Annotated in this window: 18 protein-coding genes; 12 read left to right on the forward strand and 6 right to left on the reverse strand. The window is 65.3% G+C overall.

The features are described from left to right. Position 1 precedes the first annotated feature (1 nt). Positions 2-430 (forward strand): TonB system transport protein ExbD, encoded by a 429-nt coding sequence (gene exbD, locus QOU61_RS04890; protein ID WP_289657001.1) that lies wholly within the window; start codon positions 2-4, stop codon positions 428-430. Next, positions 427-1257, forward strand: a complete 831-nt coding sequence (locus tag QOU61_RS04895) for an energy transducer TonB family protein (protein ID WP_289657002.1) — start codon at positions 427-429, stop codon at positions 1255-1257. Before exbD ends, QOU61_RS04895 begins: the two co-directional genes overlap by 4 nt. A gap of 34 nt (positions 1258-1291) precedes the next feature. Here QOU61_RS04895 and QOU61_RS04900 read toward each other — a convergent pair whose 3' ends face one another. Beyond that, positions 1292-2188 (reverse strand): LysR substrate-binding domain-containing protein, encoded by an 897-nt coding sequence (locus QOU61_RS04900; RefSeq protein WP_289657003.1) that lies wholly within the window; start codon positions 2186-2188, stop codon positions 1292-1294. Between the two features lie 132 nt (positions 2189-2320). Between QOU61_RS04900 and QOU61_RS04905 the strand changes: the two genes are divergently transcribed. The 8 genes from QOU61_RS04905 (at position 2321) to QOU61_RS04940 (ending at position 12587) form a co-directional block, all read left to right on the forward strand. Further along, on the forward strand, positions 2321-3976 hold the full coding sequence (locus tag QOU61_RS04905) for a hydantoinase B/oxoprolinase family protein (protein ID WP_289657004.1): 1656 nt from the start codon (positions 2321-2323) through the stop codon (positions 3974-3976). Positions 3977-3978: 2 nt separating this feature from the next. Continuing rightward, complete coding sequence (locus QOU61_RS04910) at positions 3979-6078, forward strand: hydantoinase/oxoprolinase family protein (RefSeq protein WP_289657005.1); 2100 nt, start codon at positions 3979-3981, stop codon at positions 6076-6078. Between the two features lie 199 nt (positions 6079-6277). Next, positions 6278-7279, forward strand: coding sequence for a Bug family tripartite tricarboxylate transporter substrate binding protein (locus QOU61_RS04915; protein ID WP_289657006.1), 1002 nt, complete (start codon positions 6278-6280; stop codon positions 7277-7279). A 72-nt stretch (positions 7280-7351) separates the two neighbouring features. Beyond that, entirely contained in the window at positions 7352-8554 is a 1203-nt protein-coding gene (locus QOU61_RS04920) for a pyridoxal phosphate-dependent aminotransferase (protein ID WP_289657007.1), read from the forward strand. A gap of 291 nt (positions 8555-8845) precedes the next feature. Next, positions 8846-9373 carry a phosphonopyruvate decarboxylase gene (locus QOU61_RS04925; RefSeq protein WP_289657008.1) on the forward strand — a complete coding sequence of 176 codons (528 nt, stop codon included), beginning with the start codon at positions 8846-8848 and terminating at the stop codon, positions 9371-9373. 15 nt (positions 9374-9388) lie between these two features. Then, positions 9389-9988, forward strand: a complete 600-nt coding sequence (locus tag QOU61_RS04930) for a thiamine pyrophosphate-dependent enzyme (RefSeq protein ID WP_289657009.1) — start codon at positions 9389-9391, stop codon at positions 9986-9988. A gap of 66 nt (positions 9989-10054) precedes the next feature. After that, positions 10055-11560: an FAD-dependent tricarballylate dehydrogenase TcuA gene (gene tcuA / locus QOU61_RS04935; RefSeq protein WP_289657010.1), complete on the forward strand. Its 1506-nt coding sequence runs from the start codon at positions 10055-10057 to the stop codon at positions 11558-11560. A 340-nt stretch (positions 11561-11900) separates the two neighbouring features. Continuing rightward, complete coding sequence (locus QOU61_RS04940) at positions 11901-12587, forward strand: GntR family transcriptional regulator (RefSeq protein WP_289657011.1); 687 nt, start codon at positions 11901-11903, stop codon at positions 12585-12587. A 46-nt stretch (positions 12588-12633) separates the two neighbouring features. On the opposite strand, the gene QOU61_RS04945 is transcribed toward QOU61_RS04940, so the two are convergent. The 5 genes from QOU61_RS04945 to QOU61_RS04965 form a co-directional block, all read right to left on the reverse strand. Continuing rightward, positions 12634-13614, reverse strand: coding sequence for a zinc-binding dehydrogenase (locus tag QOU61_RS04945; RefSeq protein ID WP_289657012.1), 981 nt, complete (start codon positions 13612-13614; stop codon positions 12634-12636). A gap of 49 nt (positions 13615-13663) precedes the next feature. Next, positions 13664-15352: a class I adenylate-forming enzyme family protein gene (locus QOU61_RS04950; protein ID WP_289657013.1), complete on the reverse strand. Its 1689-nt coding sequence runs from the start codon at positions 15350-15352 to the stop codon at positions 13664-13666. Between the two features lie 85 nt (positions 15353-15437). Further along, positions 15438-16694, reverse strand: coding sequence for an NADH:flavin oxidoreductase/NADH oxidase (locus QOU61_RS04955; protein ID WP_289657014.1), 1257 nt, complete (start codon positions 16692-16694; stop codon positions 15438-15440). Between the two features lie 124 nt (positions 16695-16818). Beyond that, a complete protein-coding gene (locus QOU61_RS04960; RefSeq protein ID WP_289657015.1) occupies positions 16819-18252 on the reverse strand; it encodes an NAD-dependent succinate-semialdehyde dehydrogenase in 1434 nt (477 codons plus the stop codon). Between the two features lie 152 nt (positions 18253-18404). After that, positions 18405-19241, reverse strand: coding sequence for a GntR family transcriptional regulator (locus tag QOU61_RS04965; protein WP_289657016.1), 837 nt, complete (start codon positions 19239-19241; stop codon positions 18405-18407). A gap of 192 nt (positions 19242-19433) precedes the next feature. Between QOU61_RS04965 and QOU61_RS04970 the strand changes: the two genes are divergently transcribed. Next, positions 19434-21509, forward strand: coding sequence for a hydantoinase/oxoprolinase family protein (locus tag QOU61_RS04970; RefSeq protein ID WP_289657017.1), 2076 nt, complete (start codon positions 19434-19436; stop codon positions 21507-21509). 44 nt (positions 21510-21553) lie between these two features. Next, on the forward strand, positions 21554-23248 hold the full coding sequence (locus tag QOU61_RS04975) for a hydantoinase B/oxoprolinase family protein (protein ID WP_289657018.1): 1695 nt from the start codon (positions 21554-21556) through the stop codon (positions 23246-23248). The last annotated feature ends 29 nt before the right edge of the window (positions 23249-23277 follow it).

The raw sequence follows: 23277 nt of genomic DNA on the forward strand, positions 1-23277 counted from the left end.
GATGGCGATCAGGACCGGCGCGCGTGGCGCTGCCGACGATCTGGCGGAGGTGCACGAGATCAACGTCACGCCGTTCATCGACGTGATGCTGGTGCTGCTCATCATCTTCATGGTGGCGGCTCCCCTTGCCACCGTCGATCTCGGTGTCGACCTTCCCGCGAGCGCGGTCGAGCCGCAGCCGCGGCCCGACAAGCCGGTGTTTGTCACGGTGAAGCCGGACCTTTCGGTCGCGGTCGGCGAGGATGTCATCGCGCGCGAGACGCTCGCGGCCGCGCTCGATGCCGCGACCAAAGGAAGCCGTGACGAGCGCATTTATCTGCGCGCCGACAAGGCGGTCAGCTATGGCGACCTGATGGAAGTGATGAACCTGCTGCGCAACGCCGGATACCTGAAGGTCGCGCTCGTCGGGCTCGACGGCCGAAACCTGTGAACGCCTATGCCCTGCACGCTGCGACCGACAACGCGCTCGCACCGCGCTGGGCCGGCTCGGCCGCGGCCGTCGTGGGCTTGCATGCCGCGCTGGTCGCGCTCGCCATCACCTGGTATCGGCAGCCGCCCGTGCCGGGCGTCAGCCTGCCTGTGATCATGGTGGACATGTCGCCGGTGTCGTCGGCGCCGCAGCCGACGCGGCTCGACCTTGCGCCGGGGCCCGTCATGCAGGAGGCAGATGCTTCGCCGCCGCCGGAGGCCGCGAGGTCCGAGGCCGTGCAGGAGCAGGTTGCGCCGACGCCGCCACAGCTCAAGCCTGAGGTCGAGGCACCCCCCGAGCACAAGCGAGCCACGCCCGAAAAGCCGGAGCCCGCGCAGGTCGTGCCCGATCGCAAGCCCGCGCCGGCAAAGCCGAAGGCGATCCGCCCCGACGCCCGCAAGCCGACGGAAGCGCCGCCGGCGCCACGCACCACGGCCTCGCCGAAAGCCGAACGGCAGGCGCAGGCCGCGTCCGCGGCAAGCAGCGGCGCATCGGCCGCGGCGATCGCGTCCTACAATCAACTGGTTGCCGCGCATCTGCAGCGCTTCAAGCAGTATCCGCCGGCAGCGAAGGCCGCAGGCCAGCAAGGGGTCGCGCGGCTGAGCTTCAGCCTCGGCCGCGGCGGGCAGGTGCTGGCCGGCCATCTCGGCGGATCATCCGGACATGCGGCGCTTGATGCCGAGACGCTCGCCATGCTGCGCCGGGCGCAGCCGTTCCCGGCCTTTCCGCCCGAGCTGAAGCAATCCTCGATGAGCTTCAGCGTCCCGGTCGCGTTCTCGATCCGCTAGCGCTTTGCTCGCGCGATCCCGGTGACGCTTCGGATCATGCAGAGCGTCGCTTTGCGATCAGCTTGCAGAAGGCTCCGACCAGAGGCGAGTCGTCCTGGCTGGAGCGCAGAAGCCAGATCGACGTCATGGCGCCGACGGCATCGAGCGGACGGCTGACGACGGATTCATGGTGCAGTTGGCACATCGCCTCGGGAACGACCGCGATCCCGAGTCCGGCGGCGACCAGTCCCGTGATGGTCGCGTTGCCGTTGGCAAGCTGGCCGATGCGCGGCTCGAATCCTGCGGAGCGGCACAGCACGAGAACCTGGTGCGGCAAGGTTCTTCCCATGCGGTCGCCGTAAAAAACAAAGGGTTCCTGCGCCAGTTCGCCGATCAGGATCTTGCGGCGTTTCGCCAACGGGTGATCGCTCCTCATGATCACGCGGAACGGTTCCTGCGACAGCTCGGTTGCCCGCAGTTCCGGGGGAAGAACGGGCGCCGCGGCGCTGCGGATGATGGCGACCTGCTCCCGCCCTTCCAGCAGCCCCTGGGTTTGTTGGTGGCTCTCAATCTCATTGAGGACGAGCTGGACGTCGGGAAAGCTTCGACGAAACGTCAGGATCGCATCGCCGATCTGGGCAAGGAGCGGCGCTGACGGGAACATGCCGATGCGAAGCTCGCCGAGCTCGCCCCGCTGGGCGCGCGTCGCAACCGATATCGCGCGATCGGCGCGCTCCAGGGTGGCGCGAGCTTCGGCGAGAAACAGAAGCCCTGCCTGCGTGAGCTCGACGCGCCGATTGGTGCGGTTGAACAGGCGCACGCGCAGCAGGTCTTCCAGGATCTTGATCTGCTGGCTGAGCGGCGGCTGCGAGATTCCGAGCCGTGCGGCCGCGCGCCCGAAATGCAGCTCCTCGGCGAGCGTGACGAAGTAGCGGAGGTGGCGGAGCTCCATTCGCAACTCATATCAAACGAGTTCCAATCAATATTGGACGATATCAATCGGTCATGTCAATTTTTTGCGAAATCACGCTGGGCTGCCTTGCCGAAAGCCCTCGAACGGGTGCGTGGAGAAACGGATCGCGGAATGTCCGATCGCAAGCCTGAGATTTTTGATCCGATCACGCTTGAGGTCTATTGGAGCCGCCTGATCTCGATTGCGGACGAGGCGGCGACCGGGCTGCTCCGCACGGCGTTCTCCACCATCGTGCGCGAATCCAATGATTACGGCACCGTGCTCATGGATCGCAACGGGGACAGTGTATCGGAGAACACCGGCGGCATAGCCTCGTTCTCCTGCATCCTGCCGCGCACCACCAAGGCGTTTCTCGCCAAGTTTCCGATCGAGTCCTGGCGGCCGGGCGACGCGGTGGTCACCAACGATCCCTGGCTTGCGACGGGGCATTTGCCGGATTTCACCGTCGTAACTCCGATCTTTCATCGCGGGAAAATCGTCGGATTCGCCGGCTGCATCGCGCATTCGCCCGATGTCGGCGGGGCGCTCTGGTCTGCGGATTGTCGCGAGCTGTTCGAGGAAGGAATCCGCATCCTTCCGATCCATCTCATCCGTGCCGGCAAGTGGAACGCGGATCTGGTCGATCTGATCTCCGCGAACGTCCGCGTTCCGCGTCAGGTCCTGGGTGACCTCGAGGCGCAGGTCGTTTCGAACGAAGTGTCCGTCCGCCGCGTTGTCGAATTTCTCGAGGATAGCGGCCTTTCGGATCTCCGGGGCTTGTCCGCCGAGCTCCAGGCGCGCACCGATCGCGCGATGCGCCGCGCCATCGCCGCGGTTCCGGACGGCACCTACAAGGCCGAGATCGAAGCCGACGGATTCGATGAACTGACGACTCGCATCGCGTGCACCGTGACGGTCAGCGGCGAGACGATGCATATCGACTACGAAGGCACGTCCGCCCAAATCGATCGCGGCATCAACTGCGTGCTGAACTATACGCATGCCTATTCGGTCTATCCGATCAAGTGCATCCTTGATCCGTTCACGCCCCGCAACGAAGGCTCCTATCGCGCGATCACGGTGAGCGCGCCGGAGAGATCGATCCTCAATCCGGTGTACCCCGCACCGTGCAGCGCCAGGCAGTTGACGGGCCATCTGCTCGCAGGCGCGATCTACCGCGCGCTCGAACCCGTGCTGCACGACAAGATCATCGCCGATTGCGGGGGCGCGCCCACCATGCGCGCCCTGTTCAGCGGCGTCAGCCACGACGACCAGCGGTTCTCGCAGGTGTTGTTCGCCAGCGGCGGCATGGGCGCGGCGCCGCACAAGGACGGTCTGCCGACCACGGCGTTTCCGACGAATGTCGGCGCCGGCAGCATCGAGGCCTACGAAAGCGTTGCGCCGCTCGTGGTCTGGAAGAAGCGGCTGCGCACCGACAGCGGCGGTCCCGGCACATTCCGCGGAGGTCTCGGCCAGGAGGTCGAGATCGAGGTGCGTGCCGGCCGGCCCGTGCGGCTCTCATTGCTGTCCGATCGCCATCGGCACCCGCCCTACGGCGTTCGCGGCGGCATGCATGGCGCGCCGTCCGTGATCACGCTCGACGACGGCGTCAAGCCGCATCCGAAATCCCGAACGTCGGTCGATCCGGGCCGTCGGGTCACGCTGCTTTACGCCGGCGGAGGCGGCTACGGGAATCCCAGGCTGCGCAGCCGCGAAGCGGTGAAATCCGATCTTCGCGACGGCTATATCTCGCCCGCCGCCGCCAGGCGCGATTACGGACTGGAGTGAGCATGGCTGCGAAAACGCGCACGGCGCGCATCGGCGTCGACGTCGGCGGCACCTTCACCGATCTCGTGCTGCACGATCCGGCCAGCGACCTGGTCCATGTCGGAAAGCTGCTCACCACGCCCGATGATCCGAGCGCGGCGATCATTGCGGGAATCTCCCGCATGCTGCAGGAGACCGGGCTGCGGTCCTCGGATCTGCACAGCGTCGTGCATGGCACGACCCTGATCACCAACACCATCATCGAGCGCACCGGCGGGACGATCGGCCTGCTGACGACGGAGGGCTTTCGCGACACGATCGAGATCGGCCGCGAGACCCGCTACGATCTCTACGACCTGTTCCTCGAAATGCCGCCGACCCTCGTTCCGCGATACCGCCGCCTTGAGATATCGGAGCGGATCGATGCGGACGGCAAGGTCCTGCTGAAGCTGGACGAGGATGCGGTGGCGTCCGCGGCGCGGCAGCTGGTTGAACGCGAGCGCTGCGAGGCGCTGGCGATCGCCTTCATGCACTCCTATCGCTCGCCCGGGCACGAGCGGCGCGCAGCGGAGATCGTGCGGCGGCTGTATCCGGCGCTGCCGCTGTCGCTCTCGGCCGACGTCGCTCCGGAAATCCGCGAATATGAGCGGACGAGCACCGCCTGCGCCAACGCCTACGTCCAGCCGTTGACGCAACGCTACCTCGACAGGCTCGAGGCGGAGCTCGGCAAGCTCGGCTTTCTCGGCCATCTCTACGTGATGCTCTCGGGCGGCGGCATCACGACGGTTCGGGAAGCCAAGGAATACCCCATTCGCTTGATCGAGTCGGGTCCAGCCGCAGGCGCGATGGCAGCCTCTTTCCTCGCGCGGCTCGCCGGGCTCGATCGCGTGGTTTCCTTCGACATGGGCGGCACCACGGCCAAGATGTGCCTGGTCGAGAATGGCGCGCCGGATCACAAGTTCAACTTCGAGGCGGGCCGCGTGCGGCGCTTTCAGAAGGGGTCCGGCCTGCCGCTCAAGGTGTCGGTGGTCGATATGATCGAGATCGGCGCCGGCGGCGGCAGTCTGGCGCATGTCGACGCAACGTCGGGGCTGATGAAGGTGGGTCCGCGCAGCGCCGGGGCCAAGCCCGGGCCGGTCTGCTACGGGCGAGGCGGCACGCAGCCGACCGTAACGGATGCCGATCTTGTGCTCGGCAGGCTCGACCCTTCCTACTTCCTGGGTGGCGAGCTGAAGCTCGATCTGGAGCGCGTCCGTGGGGTCTTCGCCGACAAGCTTGCCTCGCAGATCAATGTCGAATCGCAGGACGCGGCACTCGGTGTGCAGCGGATCGTCGATGAGACGATGGCGGCCGCCACGCGCATGCATCTGGCGGAAAAGGGAAGGGATCCCCGCCAGTATACGATCATTGCGTTCGGCGGTGCCGGGCCGGTGCATGCCTGGAACCTCGCCCGGTTGCTGAAGGTCGGAAGGGTCGTCGTGCCGCTCGGTGCCGGCGTCGCCTCGGCGCTCGGCTTTCTGGTCGCTCCTCCGGCGACCGACATGGTGCGCAGTTACGTAGCGCGGCTGGAGCGCGTCGACTGGTCGCACGTCAATGCGATGTTGTCGGAGATGGAGACGATCGGACGCAACCTGCTGACCGAAGCGGGCGCTGATCCGAAGCGGATCACCTACACGCCGACGGCAGACATGCGTTATGTCGGCCAGGGTTTTGAAGTCCCCGTGCGGCTCCCGTCGCTGTCGCTGTCCGCCGCGGATCTCCCCGCCATCAGGGAGAACTTCTTCGCGAGCTATCGAACGCATTTCGGACGCCTGATCGAGGACGCGTCGATCGAAGCGCTCAGCTGGCGTCTGGCCTGCGTTGCGCCCAACACCGACATTCGCATCAGTGCGAGCCCGTCGCAGAGCGGCGCGAGCAGGAATGCGCGCCGCGGCCAGCGCCCTGTGCTGTTCGAGGGGCACGGCTGGCAGACATGTCCCGTCTACGACCGGTATGCGCTCGGCGCGGGCACGACTTTTCCAGGGCCGGCATTGATCGAGGAGCGTGAATCGACATGCGTTGTCGGTCCAGGATCGCAGGTCAGGGTGGATGAGATGAAGAATCTGGTGATCGAGCTCGGTTGATCCGGCCGCAACGATCGTTGCCGGGACAATCGGGCCGTCGCCTGGCGGAGTTGAGCAAGGGAGCGGGCAAATTCCAGACGCGGACGCTTCAGGCGTTCGGAAATCGTGCGGCGAAATACGAGGGCAAACGAAGCGCTTCAACGACTTCGCCGACCGCTGCGGGCAATCCGCCGTCCGGATCGCAACAGGGGAAGCTACTATGTCTGCGCATGTTGGAATTCCTCGCCGCCGTGTGTCCGGCTGGCTCGCCGCGGCAGCGGTCCTCCCGCTTTTCCCCGCGCATCTCCGGGCCGCGCAAGAAGGCTATCCCAACCGGCTGATCAGGATCATCGTGCCCTGGCCCGCCGGCGCCATTACCGACATGACGGCCCGCCTGCTTGCCAATCAGTGGGTGGCGGAATTCGACCAGACCGTCGTCGTCGAAAACAAGCCGGGCGCCTCGGGCACGATCGGCCACACCGCGGTCGCGCACTCTGCGGCCGATGGTTATACGGTCCTGTTCGCAACCAACAGCACTTACGCGGTGGCGCCGAGCATCCTGCCGTCGCTGCCCTATGACAACGACAAGGCGTTCGCGCCGGTCGGATTGGTGTTGCGGTCTCCGCAGATGCTTTGCGTCCACCCGAGCGTGCCGGCGAACTCGGTGCCGGAGTTTTTGGACTATGTCCGCAACCGCAAGACGAACGACGTGAACTTCGCTTCCGCCGGGCCGGGCAGCACGAGCCACATGGCGATGGAGCTGCTGATGTCGATGACCCACATCCGCATGCAGCACGTTCCGTATCGGGGAGGCGCGCCCTCATTGCAGGCTGTCATCGCGGGCGAGACGAGCGTCGCATTCGTCGATTTGTCCACGGCCATTTCGGCGGCCGACGGCGGTCTGCTGCGGATGCTGGGCGCCAGCACGACGGAACGAGCCGCGCTGCGGCCAAACGTGCCGGCGATCGCCGAGACCGTGCCCGGATTCCAGTCGACAACGGACGTCGCCTTGTTCGTGCCGGCCGGGACGCCGGACGCCGTCATTCATCGGCTCAATGCCGCGATGAAGAACGCGTTCAAGTCTCCGGAGGTGACCAGGCCGCTGCTGCAGGCGGGGCTGATCCTCGTCGCGGGCTCGCCGGAGGAGTTTCCGCAGTATTTCGCCGAGGAATGCGGGAAATGGCGCAAGCTGATCGAGGCGCAGAACATCAGGTTGCAGTGAAAAACGGACGAGGTCGGGGCGTCCGGCAGAACCGCGCGCCATAACGTCAATTCGCTTACAGGGAGCTTCACCGTGCCACTTCTCTCCGCCGCGTTGTCGCGTATCAAGCCGTCGCCAACCAATTTCGCGTCGGACCGGGCGCGCAGGCTGAAAGCCGAAGGCCGCGACATTGTCGCAGTCAGCTCCGGCGAGCCCGATTTTGAGACGCCCGAAAACGTACGGGCGGCTGCGAACGCGGCGATTGCGCGCGGATACACGAAATATACGCCGGTTGCCGGAATCCCGCAGCTGCGCGAGGCCGTTGTCCGCAAGTTCAAGCGCGAGAACCAGCTCGAATATCAGACCTCGCAGATCATCGTTTCGACCGGCGGCAAGCAGGTCGTCGCCAATGCGCTGCTGGCGACGGTGGATCCTGGCGACGAGGTCATCATCCCGGCGCCTTACTGGGTTTCGTATCCGGAGCTGGTTCAGTTCTGTGGCGGGACGCCGGTCGCCGTGACGGCCAATGTCGCCGACGGCTTCAAGCTGCGGCCGGAAGCGCTCGAGGCTGCTATCACGCCGAAGACGAAGTGGCTGATCATGAACTCGCCGTGCAATCCGTCCGGGGCGGTCTACAGCCATGATGAGCTCAAGGCGCTCGCCGAAGTCCTGAAGCGCCACCGGCAGGTGTGGATTCTCACCGACGACATCTACGAGCACCTGGTCTACGGCGATTTCAAATTTGCCACGCTGGCCCAGGTCGAGCCCGAGCTCTACGAGCGAACCCTGACCGTCAACGGGGTCTCCAAGGCCTATGCGATGACCGGCTGGCGGATCGGATATGCCGGAGGCCCGCCGCAGCTCATAAAGGCGATGGAGACGATCCAGAGCCAGACGACGTCGGGTACCAGCTCCGTCTCGCAATGGGCCGCAGTCGAGGCGCTCACCGGCCCCCAGGATTTCCTGGATGGTCGTCGCAAGGCTTTCGAGCAGCGCCGCGACCTCGTGGTATCGATGCTCAACCAGGCCCGCGGTATTCAATGCCCGACTCCCGACGGCGCGTTTTACGTCTATCCGTCCTGCGCCGGCGTGCTTGGAAAGCGGTTGGCCGACGGCCGGACCATCAAGACCGACGAGGATTTCGTTCTGGCGCTGCTGGAGAGCGAGGGCGTCGCCGTGGTGCACGGGTCGGCATTCGGTTGTGGACCGAACTTCCGGATTTCCTACGCGGCATCCATGGACCTGCTCGATGAAGCCTGCCGCCGCATTCAACGATTTTGCGCCGGCCTCAGATAGGGATCGCGCGAATTCCTCAAAGGACACACCCTTTTTCAGCTGCCGGCTGCCAGGGAGCTTCCTGCGAAGTGAGGCCCCGCGCTCCGTGCGCCTGGAAATGCCGGTCGAAAAGAGTCCCGTGATCAGCCGCTCATTCGCTTCCGGCCGAAGCCGGCCCGCGCAAGAGGCGTCAATCGCGCTGCGAATTTGCATGTTGCGGGCCTGTGAATTCATTGGTATACAATCGCGTACAAGACAGCGAGGCTGGCAGCTGACCGATGCGCTGCGCTTCGGGCCAGCCGGGAGATGGAGATGGAGCAGCAAGGGAGCGCTGAGAGCCGGTGGCAGGATGACCTCTACGATCTCCTGCGGGAGGGTGGCGTCACGCTGTTCTCCTACGTGCCCGACGCCGGCCACAAGGTCGCGATCGAGCGTGCGTTGGCCGATCCCGGCGCGATCGCGGTTCCGCTGACGACCGAGCAGGAGGGCGTGGCGCTGGCGGCGGGCGCGCATCTCGGCGGCGCGAGGTCGGTGTTGCTGATGCAGAGCAGCGGCACCGGCAACTGCACCAACATGCTGTCGCTGATCGCGAACGGGCTGTTTCCGTTTCTCGCCGTCATCACCATGCGCGGCGATTTCGGCGAAGCCAATCCCTGGCAATATGCCATGGGACAGGCCGTCCAGCCCACGCTGGAAGCGATGGGCGTCATCTGCCTGCGGGCCGAAACTCCTGCCGATGTCGCGCCGGCGACCACTGCCGCGCTGTCCATGGCTTTCACCGCGGAGCGGCCGGTCGCCATTCTGCTGTCTCAGCGCCTGATTGGCGCCAAGGCGTTCTAGCTTCAGGGCATGTCGATGACCAGTACAAGGAAGATATCGTCAGGCCTCGATCGGAGCGAAGTCATTCCGAAGCTGTTCGGCGATCCCAGCGATTTCCTGATCATCGCCGGCCTGGCCGGAGCGGCAAAGGACATCGGCGCGCTCGCCAGGGAAGCGCCGAATACGTTCCTGTTTGGCGGAGCCATGGGCGGGGCCACGATGACGGGGCTCGGCCTTGCACTTGCCCAGCCGGATCGGCGCGTCGTGGTGGTGACCGGTGACGGCGACCTCCTGATGAGCATCGGGTCGCTCGCGACCATCGGCATCATGAAGCCGAAGAACCTCGCGGTCGTCTGCGTCGACAACGAACTTTATGGCGAAACAGGCAGCCAGGCCACGCATACCGGCCAGGGCGTCGATTTGCGGGTCGTCGCGAGCGGATGCGGCATTCCCGTCACGCATGAAGTGACGAACGAGGCCGACATTGCCCAGGCCGCCCGCCTGCTGCGGCAGTCCAACTCTCCAGTCTTCATCCTGCTGAAGGTCAACGGCAATCCGCCCCCACCCTATCGTCGCAACTGGCATGCCCATGAGAGCAAGAGCGCTTTCCGCCACGCGCTTCTCGGTAAACGCTGACATTCGAAGCGCGCCGCGGGCTCGAAAGCCCGCCCCGCCCTGATGCAGCCAGAAGGACCCCATTCCATGTCATCTTCAGAATTCGATGTGATCGTCGTCGGCGCCGGCAATGCGGCTTTCTGCGCTGCCGTCGCGGCGCGCGAATCCGGCGCCCGCGTCTTGGTGCTGGAACGAGCGCCGGAAGCAGAAAGCGGCGGCAACAGCCGCTTTACGGCAGGTGCCATCCGCTTCGCCTATCGCGGCGTCGAGGACCTCAAGGCCGTCATGCCCGACCTGACCGAGAACGAGATCGCCAATACCGATTTCGGCACCTACACGACCGATCAATTCTACGACGACATGTTCCGGGTCACGCGTTACCGCACCGATCCGGCGCTCTGTGAGCGGCTGGTGACATCCTCGTTCGAGACCATGAAATGGCTCCGCGCCAAGGGAATTCGCTTCGCACCGATCTATGGCCGGCAGGCATTCAAGGTCGATGGCCGCTTCAAGTTCTGGGGCGGCCTCACGGTCGAGGCGCTGGGCGGCGGCCCCGGCCTGATCCAGCAGCTGACCGAAATCGCCGGCAAGCAGGGCATCGTCGTCCGCTACAATAGCCGGGCGATCAATCTGCTGCACGACGGTCACAGGGTGCAGGGCGTCAGAGTGAAGGAGGGCGGCAGCATCCGGGAGCTTCGCGCCTCCGCGGTCGTTCTCGCCAGCGGCGGTTTCGAATCCAACACCGAGTGGCGCACCCGCTATCTCGGGCCCGGCTGGGAGACGGCAAAGGTTCGCGGCACGCGCTTCAATACCGGCGACGGCATCCGGATGGCGCTCGATATCGGCGCTTCGCCTTATGGCAATTGGTCGGGCTGCCATGCCGTCGGCTGGGACTACAACGCGCCGGAATTCGGCGATCTCTCGGTCGGCGATAATTTTCAGAAGCACTCCTATCCCTGGGGCATCATGGTCAATGCCACCGGCCGTCGCTTCGTCGATGAGGGAGCGGATTTCCGCAACTACACCTATGCGAAGTACGGCCGTGTCATCCTCGAACAGCCCGATCAATTTGCCTGGCAGATATTCGACCAGAAGGTGATCCACCTTCTGCGCGACGAATATCGCATCAAGCGGGTGACCAAGGTGAGCGCTGATACGCTCGAGCAGCTTGCCGACAAGCTGGACGGCGTCGACCGCGTCGCATTCCTCGACGAGATCAACCGCTACAACCGAGCTGTGCGGACCGACATTACGTTCAATCCGAACGTCAAGGACGGCCGCTGCACCGACGGCCTGGCCATCCCGAAGTCGAACTGGGCCAACAGGATCGATACCGGTCCTTTCGAGGCCTATCAGGTCGGCTGCGGCATCACCTTCACTTTCGGCGGTTTGCGGATCGATGCTGACACCGGCCAGGTATTCGACACCGATCTGGCTCCCATCCCAGGGCTCTATGCCGCCGGAGAGCTGGTTGGCGGGCTGTTCTTCTTCAACTACCCCGGTGGCACGGGACTGATCTCGGGCAGCGTTTTCGGCCGCGTGGCCGGCACGTCCGCCGGCGCCGCGGTCACGGCTCCAGCCGCAAGCAGATAAAGTTTGAACGCCTCACGATTGAAGTCGAAAATGTAGAATGGCCTTATTCGGCAGTACCCAACGGGTCAGCTGATGTTTGCTCCCTTCGAGGATAGCGCAGGCTTGCCGAATGTTTATCGCCATGTCGCTGAGCCTTGCGCGGCGGCATTCGGGAGAATGCGATCGGGCCGCGCGAGCAGCGATCGACGAGCGGCAGCGCGTGCGCTCGGTCCGCGACAGGCCCGATGGGGACAACTCCGATGTTGCACTTGCGCAAGGGACCCGCGAAATCCAAATGTATACAATGATGTATCATTCCCCGCGCACCCTGCAATTTTCAACCGGGAAAAGGTGAGGATCCATGGCGGGTCCAGGCAAGAAAAAGGCGCAGCCCAAGGGGGTCGAAGACCACAATCTTTCACGCGCCGATTTTGTCTACCAGCAATTGCGCCTTGGAATCCGCTCCGGCGATTTCCGCCCAGGGGACCGGATGCGCGAAGCTGATCTCGCGGCCAGGCTCAATGTCAGCCGTACGCCGATCCGCGAAGCCATCCGCCGCCTGGCCTCGGAGGGGCTTCTGGAAGTCGCCGCATCGCGCGGCGTGATGATTATCCAGCTTGATAAGCAGCAGGTGCGCGAACTCTATGCCTTGCGCGAAACGCTGGAAGGGACGGCGGCAAGGCTCGCGGCCCAGCATGCTTCGGCCGACGAAATTTCGGAGATGCGTGAACTGCTGGCGCGGCCCGGGAATACCAACAAGAGCCCGGATGTCGTCGCCAAGTTCAATCATGCGTTTCATCGGGCGATCCACGACGCGGCCCATAACCGCTACCTTGCGCACGCCCTGGAGCATTTGTCCGACTCGCTCGCTCTGCTGCCCGGGACGACGTTCGAGATGCCCGGCCGGGCGGCAAGCGCGCATGCCGAGCACCTTGCGATTCTCGCCGCGATCGAAAAACGCGATCCGGAACAAGCCGAGCGTCTTGCCCGGAGCCACATCCAGATGGCCGGCAAGACGCGCATGCGCATGATGTTCGATGCGGTATGACCGGCTTGCCGCGCGCGGTTCTGGTTCGTGATTTGAGCCTGCCGCCTCAGTCCGGAATCAGGACGATCTTGCCGAAGAAGTCGCGCGCCTCCATCAGGCTCTCCGCCTCCGCCAGTTTCGACATCGGAAACGTCCTGATCTCGGGCAGCGCCAGCCTGCCTTCGGCGACGCCGCGCATGCCCTGCTCGACATCCTCCTTCAGGTAACCGTTCGATCCGATGATCCGAAGCTCCCGCTGCCAGATGTAGCGGATGTCCTCCCTGGGATCGAAGCCTGCGGTCGCCCCGCAGGTCAGCAGCTTGCCGTAGCGCTTCAAGGCGCGAAGCGACGGCACCCAGGTCTCGCCGCCCGTGAAGTTCACGCAGACGTCGACGCCCTTCTTTCCGCTGATCGCCCAGGCCTGCCGGGAGAAATCCTCCCTGCTGTAGTTGATCGTGTAGTCGGCGCCGAGCTGCTGCAGACGCGCGCATTTTTCATCCGAGCCGGCGCAGGCGATCACCCGGGCGCCATGCGCCCTGGCCAGCTGGACGGTTGCCGTGCCGACGCCGCCGCTCGCGCCCAGCACGAGCAGGAGATCGTCCTTCTGCAGGCCGCCATTGGCATGCAGCATCCGGTTCGCGGTGCCGAAATTGGCAGGGACGCACGCGGCCCGTTCGAACGAGAGGCGACGGTCGAGCGAGATCACGAACTGATGCTGCACCCGGACGAGTTCGGCCATCCCGCCCTGCACCTCCTCGCCGACCATCCCTTCGTCGGTCATCGGATCGACCAGCACGGCATCCCCGATCTCGAAGCCCTCGACGCCGGCCCCGACCGCCGCGACGGTGCCCGCGATGTCGCCACCCGAAATGAAAGGCAGCTTGACCGGCAGGCCGGGTATTCCGCGACGTACGAAAATATCGAAGTGGTTGAGGCCGCACGCCTTGACGCGCACCAGGACGTCGCCCGGCCGCACCTCTGGATCGGGAAACTCGCGGTACACGATGTTTTCGACGCCACCATGCGCTTCGATCACTGCAGCCTTCATGGGACCTTCTTTCGTTGCATGTTGATGGTCCGGCGGCGCGCTGCGCTGCTCAGGCGAGAGAGTCCCTTGCGGGCTGCGGACGGAAGCGGACAGGTGCGGGACGAATGACGCCGTTGGCGGCGTCCTCCACCAGCCGCCGCTTGAGCACTTTTCCGCTTGCGGTGAGCGGGAAGTGGTCGAGCTGGACGAAGTATTCGGGCATGTCGTATTTCGACAGGCCCATCGCATCGAGATGCGCGAGGATTTCGGATGGCGGCATCTCGCGCGGCTCCTTCATGACAAGCGCCAGACATACCTTCTCGCCGAGGCGCGGGTCCGCGACCGGAAACGCGGCTGCCTTCAGGACGGACGGGTGGCGCATGGCGAGGTCCTCGATGCGTGCGGGATGGATGTTGTGGCCGCCGCGAATGATCAGGTCCTTCTTGCGGCCGACGATGCGCAAATTGCCATGCCGGTCCATCTCGCCAAGGTCGCCGGTCATGAACCAGCCGGACCGGTTGAAGGATCGCTCGGTGCCGATCTGGTCGTCGAAATAGCCGAGCATCAGGCAGCAGCCGCGGCCACCGAGCTCGCCGGTCTCTCCGATCTCCAGCTCGCGATCCGGATTTTCCGGGTCCCACACCTTCAATTCGAAGCCGTCGCAGGAGCGCCCGCAGCTGTTGATGATGATTTCGGGCGGATCGTCCGGCCGCGTATATTGAAACGAGCAGTTCTCGGTCATGCCGTAGCAGCTCTGCGGCGTTATTCCGAGCGCCAGCAGGGCGCGGACGGTCGCTGCAGGGATCGGCGATCCCGCGAGCTGGAACGAGGAGACATCGCCGATCCGCGTCAAGCCGCGCTTGTGCACCTCAGTGAGAAGGTCGATGGCGTGGGTCGGCACGCCGATCAGGTAGGTGGCGCCTGTCTCGATGATGCGATCGAGCGTTCGCCGGCCGTCGAGCGGCGAGTGGACCACGAGCTCACCGCCGCAAGCCAGCGCCGTGACGAGTGCGACCGTGCCCATGTTGTGGCTCATCGGGCTCAGCGTGTAGATCACGGTTTTGGCGTCAAAGCCGAAGTCGCTGACGATCGCCCGTCCGTTCGACAGCAGCGTGTTGTCGGAGTGCATCACGCCCTTGGGAAGGCCCGTCGTGCCCGAGGTGAAGGCGAGATACATCACGCGATCGGGGCTGGACGAAAAGCCTAGGCCGCCGGATTCGCGCACACTAAGCTCGCCGCATCGCTTCGCCGGATTGCCGCTCAATTCATTCGCCGCCAGCGGTGGCAGCCGATAGGTCTTCTTGAGACTTGGCAGGCCGGACAGCAGGGCAAAAATGTCGTGGCGGTCGGAATCCGCGCCATGGCCCGGTTGTCCGAAGAAAGCGGCTGCGGAGACGCGCTCGAGCAGGATGCGGATTTCGGCGCAGGTATAGTCGCGATGCAGCGACGGATTGCAGACATAGCCCATCCGCGAGCAGGCGAGCAGGACCAGCACGGATTCCGCGCGGCTCGGCAGCCAGATCGACACGCGGTCGCCCTGGCGCAGCCCGGCGGCGTGAAGATCGGCCGCGATCGTGTCGACCCATTGCAGCGCCTCGCGGTAGGTGAGGCGGCTCTCGGTGTCGCGGATCGCGTGGTGCTCGGGCTGAATCTCGGCCCAGTGCCGCAGCCTCATATAAAGGGTGCTGGGCTGCCAATGGCCTTTCTCGTAGAACGACCTGGCCTGATCGAGATCGAGGAGCGAGAGGGTCCGCGCCATTTCCTGCTTCCACGCGAGATGCTTGAGATCGTCGTTGTCGTTCCTGCCCGGCGTCGGCGGCGCACGCGCTCGGAGGTCAATGAGATCAGATCTTGTTCAGCGAAGGCCGGCTGCCCTCGCCGCTGTCGAACCAGGTGTACGGCTCGTGGCGGGCCGCGGTGAACGGTATCGTAACGTCCGTGCCCGCGGGATAGGCCGAAATCGTTCGGTTGCGGCCGTGCAGACGATAGGCGTAATCGGACGGCAGCAATCCGTAGCCGTCCTCGTTCAGGGCGGCTGCCGCATGCACCGGCCAGTTGCTGTCGGCCAGTGCTTCGCGGGCGATCGCGATGAGATCGGCATCGCCGGCCTGCAGGATGGAATCGGCGTGATGGGGGTCGACGATCAGGCCGACCGCCATGGTCTTGATCTTCGCGGTGCTTCTGATGTGGGAGGCGTAGGCGACGTGGTAGCCGGGCACGCGCGGGATCAGCGGAAACGCGCTGTCGCCCTGGATGCCGCCGGACGAGCAGTCGATCACGTCGATGCCGATCTGCTTGAGCGCCGTCGCGAGCGCGACGCTGTCGTCGACGTCCCAGATGCCGCCCTTGCCGTCCACGACCGAGCAGCGAAAGAACACGGGCAGGTCGGCCGGCCATGCCGAACGCACGGCTTCGGCGACCTCGAGCGCGAAACGCATGCGGCCGGCCCGGTCGCCGCCATAGGCATCGGTACGATGGTTTGTCACCGGCGAAAGGAACTGGTGGATCAGATAGCCATGTGCGCCATGGATTTCGCAGATGTCGAATCCCGCCTGCAGCGCGCGCCTGGCCGCCTCGGTCCACGCGTTCAACACGGTTGCGATGTCGCTCAGGCTCATCGCGGCAGGCGTGTGGGCGTCGGGCGAGACCGGAATGGCGCTCGGTGCGATGCCGATCCAGGGCGGACGGTCCGCGGTCGAATTTGCGGCGGTGAGTGGCGCCCAGTTCTGCATGGCGCCGTGGCTTGAGGCCTTTCGGCCGGAATGGCCGAGCTGAATGGCGGGGATCGATCCGAGCGACCGGATGAAATCGGTGATGCGCCGGTATTGCGCGATATGTCGGTCATCATAGATGCCGGCGCAATCGTGGGTCTTTCGACCGCGTTCTTCCACGGCGGTTTCGTCGCCGAACACGATCGCAGCGCCCGCCATCGCGAATTTGCCGAGATGAACCAGGTGCCAGTCGGTCGGGCCTCCGGCGACCGATCGATACTGGCACATCGGCGAGATCACGATCCGGTTTCTGGCCGTCAGCCCGCGCAACTGGATCGGGCTGAACAGCAGGGATTTTGCCGCTGGCCTCGGCAGGCTGGTTTCAGACATGGGACGCTCTTCGTTCGTTCAGACCGGCACTTGCATCGTCGTATCCAGCCGCCTCCGTACGCTTTGGCGCGTCGCCGCGCATGATCTCTCTCGGAGCGCCGGGATCGACGTTTCGGATCACGCCTCAGGCGGACATCTTGTGACTGACAAGCTTGGTGATCGTGTAGTGGCCAAGGCCCTCGACGCCGCCCTCACGGCCGTAACCGCTGTCCTTGACGCCGCCGAACGGCGTCTCGGCATACGAGGCCGTGAAATGGTTGATGGCGAGATTGCCGCACTCGATCGTCTGGGCGATCATCTCGGCCGTGTCGGTTGAATCGGTGAAGGCGTAGGCGGCGAGGCCATAAGGGAGCGAGTTGGCCTTCCGCACGGCTTCCCCGACGTCGCGCACCCTCGCCAGCAAGGCCAGCGGACCAAACGGCTCCTCGTTCATGGCCCGCGCGTCGTCAGGGACATCGCCCAGCACGGTGAGCGGATAGTAGTAGCCGTGATTGCCGAGCCGGCTGCCGCCGGCGAGCACCTTGGCGCCCTTGGCGACGGCATCGCTCACCAGCGCATCGATCGTTTCGAGCCGCCGCGCGTTGACGAGAGGGCCCATCGCACAGGATTCATCGAGGCCTTCGCCGACCTTCACTTTCCGCGCGCCCGCCGCGAACGCCTCGGCGAATTCCGCATAGACCGGTTCCTCGACGAAGAACCGCGTCGGCGCAACGCAGACCTGGCCGGCATTGCGCGACTTGCCGGTAACCGAGGCCGTGGCGGCCTTCTTGACGTTGGCGTCGGCACAAATGATCACCGGCGCATGCCCGCCCAGCTCCATGATCGCGGGCTTCATGTGGCGTCCGGCAAGCTCGGCCAGCCGCTTGCCGACGGCCACCGACCCCGTGAACGTCACCAGGCGCACGGTCGGGTGTGGGATCAGGTAGTCCGAGATTTCCGCCGGCCGGCCGTAGACGAGGTTGATGACGCCCTCGGGGAGGCCGGCGTCGGCGAAAGCCTGCACAAGCATCATGGCGCCGGCGGGCGTCTCCTCCGAGGCCTTGATGATGATCGAGCAGCCGGCGGCGAGCGCGCCGCCGATCTTGCGGGCCGGCGAGCTGAACGGAAAATTCCAGGGCGAGAACGCCGCAACCACGCCGATCGGCTCGCGCGTCACCAGGAAGCGCATCCCGGGTTCGGTGGGAATCACGCGCCCATAGGTGCGGCGTCCCTCGCTCGCGTCCCATTCGAGAATATCGCAGCCGCGCTCGACCTCGAGCCGCGACTGCAGGATCGGCTTGCCTTGTTCAAGCGTCATGGCATGCGCAATCGCATCGATGTTCTGGCGCGCGAGCAGGCTCGCCTTCTCGATGATCTGCTCCCGCTTCGCGGGCGACATGCGCCGCCAGGTGCGAAACCCCTTTTCCGCGGCGGCAAGGGCGTCGTCGAGATCGCGGCGGGTGGCCTGTGGCAGCACCCCCAGCACCGCCTCGTTCGACGGATTGACGATCGGCATGTCGCCGTCGCGTTCGCGCCACTGGCCGTCGATGAACAGTTTGATTTTTGGATAGTTGGGCATGCGCGCCATTTCCGATGCTATCGACCGGCCGAAAATTCATGCGGTCGTTGACTGACACTAATATGGTATACCATCATATCTGAAAGTCAAAAGTCCGTGGTCGAGACAAATGCGCCGGCCCGGGGCCGGCGATGGCGAGCGCGCGCGGACGGCTAGGCGGTCGCCCGCGACTTCGGCTTGGCGGCAATTCTGCCGCGCTCGACCGCGGTCTGCTCGGCGTCCGCGCGATAGGCCTCCTGGGCCGCCTCCGCCGCCTTGCGAATATGCAGCTCGCTCGCGGCCTGCGCCGCCTTCTCGTCGCGGCGTCTGATCGCGGCGACCAGCCTCCGCTTTTCAATGACGCTGACGGCGGCGCGTTTCGGCTGGCTCAGCGAGATCGACCGCAGCCGCATCAGGCGATGGTGCTGGGAGGCGAGGAATTCTGCGAGCAGCTCGTTGCCGGTCGCGTTCAGCATCACCTCGTAGAAGCGGCGGACGCAATCCACCTGCTTGCGGAGGTTGTGCTGCGCCTGCGCCCGAGCCATCTCGTCGACGATGGCTTCGAGCTCTTCGATCTGCCTGGCGGTGGCGCGGCGCGCGCAAAGCCGCGCAGCAAGGCCTTCCAGCGCTTCGCGTATTTCATAGGTCTGCCGTGCCTGCTCGAAGGTGAGGGCGGCAACCGTCGGCCCCTTGTAGGGCGGGTTGACGACCCAGCCTTCGGCTTCGAGCTGCCGCAGGATCTCACGAACGACAGTGCGGCTCACGCCGAGCAGGTCGCAGAGCTGGCGTTCGATCAGCCGGGTGTGGGGCGGAAACTCGCCCTCGATGATCGCGGTGCGCAGCTTCTCCAGGGCCAGCACGCGAAGCGTCGGCGTCGTTCGCTGCACCGACAGCGAGCTGCGCAGCCGCTCGTGATCGGTCGGATCGAGTCTGATCGGCTCCGCGTCGATCGCGGCGCGGCTGCCTAAAGCGATCCTGCCCTTGTCGTGGCTCTTCGTTCGCGAAGTCATCGGTTTATCCTGCGTGTGGGATCGCGACGCGTCGCTGTTCCAGCGGTGTTCGGAAACCGGTCGTAATTTTCCGCTTGCGCTGAACGCATCTCGATCGTAGGCTTCTAATATGGTATACCATAATCGGGAAAAACGCTCTCGTCGATAATTAATTGCTCCGCAAAGGGCAATCGGGTGGGGAAAGAACAAGAAATGCAGCTGGCGTTCGATATCGGTGGCACCTTCACCGACTTTGCGTTGCGAGACACCGACAGCGGCCTGGTGAGGATATGGAAGGTCCCGACCACGCCGCGGGCTCCCGCCAAGGCGGTGACCGATGATCTCGAGGTCCGGCGCGGCGACGGAGGATTCGACGGCCGCGTCATCGCCGACGTCTTTCATGCCACCACCATCGCCACCAATGCGATCCTCGAGCGCAAGGGCAGCCGGGTGGCGCTCATCACGACGGAGGGATTCCGCGACGTCCTGCTGCTCGGGCGGCAGAAGCGCTACGACACCAATAATCTGCATCTCGACAAGCCGGTGCCGCTGGCGCCGCGTTCGGACATTTTCGAGATCAGGGAGCGGCTGGCGCCGGATGGCTCGGTCGTCGAGCCGCTGGCCGAGGCCGATGTCGCGGCGCTGGCAAGCCGGATTGCGGCCGCCAGGTTCGATGCGGTCGCGGTGGTGCTGCTGCACGCCTACGCCAATCCGAAACACGAGCAGCGGGTCGGCGAAATCCTTCGCAAGCACCTGCCGGGAATGGTCATCTCGCTGTCCTCGGTGGTTTCACCGAAGTTTCGCGAATATGAGCGAACCAGCACGACGGTCGCCAACGCCTATGTGGCGCCGCTCGTCGACAGCTACCTCACCTCGCTCGAGGGTTCGTTGCGGAAGCTGGAAGTATCGGCAGGCCTTTCGGTGATGCAGTCCAATGGCGGGCTCGTCTCGGCGGAGCTGGCGCGTTCCTTCCCCGTGCGCATCGTGGAATCAGGGCCCGCCGCCGGCGTGCTGATGTGCGCGGAGGTCGGCAAGGAAGAGGGCTTCGATCACGTCCTAACCTTCGACATGGGCGGTACGACAGCCAAGCTCGGTGCGATCGACGGCGGCGTGCCGGCGATCACGCCGACCTTCGAGGTCGATGCGGTCAACTACAAGAAGGGCAGCGGGCTGCCGCTCAACATCACCGCGATCGAGCTGCTGGAGATCGGCGCCGGCGGAGGCAGCATCGCGCGGACCAAGATGGGGCTGATCACGGTCGGCCCCGACAGCGCCGGCGCCGAGCCTGGCCCGATCTGTTACGGCCGAGGCGGCACCAGCCCGACGATCACCGATGCCAATCTGGTGCTCGGCTATCTCAATCCGGATTTCTTCAACGGCGGCGCGATGCAGCTCGATCCGCGCGGGGGTGCGCGCGCGATTGCCGCCGATGTCGGCGAGCCGCTGGGCCTGACGCTCGAGGAGGCCGCCTGGGGCATCCACTCCGTCGCCAACGCCAACATGGAGCGCGCGATGCGGATCGTGTCGATCGAGCGTGGTCGCGATCCCCGCCGCTACGCGCTCGTGGCGTTCGGAGGAGCGGGGCCGCTGCATGCCTGCCGGCTGGCGCGCGCGCTGGAGGTGCCGCGGGTCATCGTGCCGCGCGGCGCCGGCGTCGGATCCGCGCTCGGCCTCCTGGTGGCCGAGCAGAAGATGGACATGGGGCTGACCCGCGTCGTGAAGCTGGACGGCCAGGCCGGCCGCGAGATTTCGGACATCTTCCGCGAGCTCGAACAGCGCGTGAGCGTCCAGGTCGAGCGCATGCGCCACGGCGGGACGATCCGGATCATGCGAAGCGCATCGATCCACCACGTCGGCCAGGGATACGAGATCCGCGTCGATCTTCCGGCGGGCGAGATCGGTCCCGACTATGAGCGCGCGGTGCGGGACGCGTTCTACGCGGCCTACAAGCGGGAATATGGCTACACCGACAATGAGGCGGCGATCGAGGTCACGGACTGGTATGTGCTCGCGAGCGTGGTGCGGGACGGCAAGGCTCCGGCGCTGCAGCTCGAAGGCACGACGGCGACCACCGATCCGGTGGTCGGCGAGCGCAAGGCGTACTTCCCCGAGCTTGGCGGCCTCGTTTCCTGCAAGGTGATCAATCGCTACGCGCTGCAGGCCCATCACAAGTTCGAAGGTCCGGCGCTGGTCGAGGAAAAGGAGTCGACCACGGTGGTGCTGCCGGGCGACGTCGTTTCGGTGACGAGCTCGGGCAACCTCATGATCGTGATCGGAGGCGCCAAGTGAACCGCCAAGTGAACCGCCAAGCAATTGATCAGGCAGATCGGCCGATGAACCACAGCGCCAGCAACACCTCGCGCATCGATCCGGTGACCCTCACGGTGGTCTGGAACAGCCTCGTCTCCATTGCCGACGAGATGGGCGGCGCGCTGCGCCGCACCGCCTTCTCCGAGGCGGTGCGCGAGGGCGAGGATTTCTCGACCGGACTGTTCGATGGAAAAGGGCGTCTGATCGCCCAGGGCAATTTCACGCCCGGCCACCTCGGCGCGATGCCCTATGCGGTCGAGAACGTGCTCAAATACATTCCCCCCGAGACCCTGAGCCCGGGGGACACGCTCTGCACCAACGACTCCTTCCTGGGCGGCTCGCACTTTCCCGATTTCTACCTGGTCACGCCGGTCTTTCTTGACGACTCGATCATCGGCTACGTCGTCAACACGGCGCATCATGTCGATGTCGGCGGCGCGCATCCGGGCTCCGAGGCGGTCCAGGGCGTCAAGGAGTCCTTTGCGGAAGGCATTCGCGTGCTGCCGGTCAAGATCATCCGCAAGGGAGAATTCGACACCGATATCCTGCGCATCATCCTCGGCAATGTGCGGTTGCCGGAAAAGGTGCGTGGCGACCTGTTCGCCCAGCGCAATGCCAATCACGTCGGGGCCGAGCGGCTTCGCAAGCTGATATCCACCCAGGGGCGCGGCCAGTTCGATGCGATCGTCGACGAGATCCTGAACCGCTCGGAAGCCCGCGCGCGCGAACTCCTCGCGGCGCTGCCGCAGGGCACCTTCAGCTTCGACGACCAGCTCGACGATTACGGCCCGGGCACCGAGCCGATCGGCGTCTGCGTCGACGTGACGCTGGACAAGGAAGGAGCCACGGTCGATTTCTCCCGCAGCAGCGATCAGGTGCCGGCCGGCATCAACTGCTACATCAACTACACCCGCGCCTATGGCAGCTTCGCCATGCGCATCTTCGCCAAGATCGACGTTCCCAACAATGCGGGCGTCGAGCGCGTGATCAAGGTGGTGGCGCGCGAGGGGAGCTTCTTCAACGCGCGCTTTCCGGCCGCCAGCGGCGGCCGCGCCTCGGTGCAGGTTCGCATCTTCGACGCCATCAACGGCGCGATGTCCAAGGCCGTCCCGGAGCGGGCGATGGGCGCGTTCAGCCACTGGGGCAATCCCAAGATCGGCGGCGTCGACGAGCGGACCGGCCAGCGCTGGATCATGTACGACCTCATTTTCGGCGGTTATGGCGGCCGCTCCAGCAAGGACGGCGTGGAGGGTCTCGCGCCGGTGATGAACTGCGCCAATGTGCCGGTCGAGGTGCACGAGACCAACAATCCGATCCGCATTCACCGCCTGCAGGCGATTCCCGACAGCTGCGGCGCCGGCCTCTATCGCGGCGGATGCGGCACTCGAAAAGACGTTGAGATCCTCTGCGAGGACGCAACGGTGGTGTTGCTGGGAGATCGCCACGCCAAGCCGCCTTACGGCCTGTTCGGCGGCGGGTCGGGCGCGCCGGCGCAGACGCTGCTTATCCGCAACGGCATCACCGAAAGCCTCGGCTCCAAGGAAATTCGCGCCTTGCGCCGCGGCGACATCATCAGCTTTCGCCTGGCGGGGGCGGGTGGCTACGGCGATCCGGCGGAACGGTCGCGCGCCCAGCTGCGCCGCGACGTCGCCGACGGCTACATCAGCGCCGAAAAAGCCCGCGAGCTCTACGGCGCAAGCGAAGGAGAGCTGGCCTAGCGGCCGTCAAGAAGCCGGCGTGCGCCGGT

The sequence above is a fragment of the Bradyrhizobium sp. NP1 genome (genome assembly GCF_030378205.1).
In the GTDB taxonomy this organism is placed as follows: Bacteria; Pseudomonadota; Alphaproteobacteria; order Rhizobiales; family Xanthobacteraceae; genus Bradyrhizobium.

Excerpts from the sequence above, each read along its gene's own strand:
- exbD (WP_289657001.1), top strand. The coding sequence starts at position 2 with ATGGCGATCAGGACCGGCGCGCGTGGCGCTGCCGACGATCTGGCGGAG.
- QOU61_RS04900 (WP_289657003.1), bottom strand. The coding sequence starts at position 2,188 with ATGGAGCTCCGCCACCTCCGCTACTTCGTCACGCTCGCCGAGGAGCTG.
- QOU61_RS04905 (WP_289657004.1), top strand. The coding sequence starts at position 2,321 with ATGTCCGATCGCAAGCCTGAGATTTTTGATCCGATCACGCTTGAGGTC.
- QOU61_RS04910 (WP_289657005.1), top strand. The coding sequence starts at position 3,979 with ATGGCTGCGAAAACGCGCACGGCGCGCATCGGCGTCGACGTCGGCGGC.
- QOU61_RS04915 (WP_289657006.1), top strand. The coding sequence starts at position 6,278 with ATGTCTGCGCATGTTGGAATTCCTCGCCGCCGTGTGTCCGGCTGGCTC.
- QOU61_RS04925 (WP_289657008.1), top strand. The coding sequence starts at position 8,846 with ATGGAGCAGCAAGGGAGCGCTGAGAGCCGGTGGCAGGATGACCTCTAC.
- QOU61_RS04930 (WP_289657009.1), top strand. The coding sequence starts at position 9,389 with ATGACCAGTACAAGGAAGATATCGTCAGGCCTCGATCGGAGCGAAGTC.
- tcuA (WP_289657010.1), top strand. The coding sequence starts at position 10,055 with ATGTCATCTTCAGAATTCGATGTGATCGTCGTCGGCGCCGGCAATGCG.
- QOU61_RS04940 (WP_289657011.1), top strand. The coding sequence starts at position 11,901 with ATGGCGGGTCCAGGCAAGAAAAAGGCGCAGCCCAAGGGGGTCGAAGAC.
- QOU61_RS04945 (WP_289657012.1), bottom strand. The coding sequence starts at position 13,614 with ATGAAGGCTGCAGTGATCGAAGCGCATGGTGGCGTCGAAAACATCGTG.
- QOU61_RS04950 (WP_289657013.1), bottom strand. The coding sequence starts at position 15,352 with ATGGCGCGGACCCTCTCGCTCCTCGATCTCGATCAGGCCAGGTCGTTC.
- QOU61_RS04955 (WP_289657014.1), bottom strand. The coding sequence starts at position 16,694 with ATGTCTGAAACCAGCCTGCCGAGGCCAGCGGCAAAATCCCTGCTGTTC.
- QOU61_RS04960 (WP_289657015.1), bottom strand. The coding sequence starts at position 18,252 with ATGCCCAACTATCCAAAAATCAAACTGTTCATCGACGGCCAGTGGCGC.
- QOU61_RS04965 (WP_289657016.1), bottom strand. The coding sequence starts at position 19,241 with ATGACTTCGCGAACGAAGAGCCACGACAAGGGCAGGATCGCTTTAGGC.
- QOU61_RS04970 (WP_289657017.1), top strand. The coding sequence starts at position 19,434 with ATGCAGCTGGCGTTCGATATCGGTGGCACCTTCACCGACTTTGCGTTG.
- QOU61_RS04975 (WP_289657018.1), top strand. The coding sequence starts at position 21,554 with ATGAACCACAGCGCCAGCAACACCTCGCGCATCGATCCGGTGACCCTC.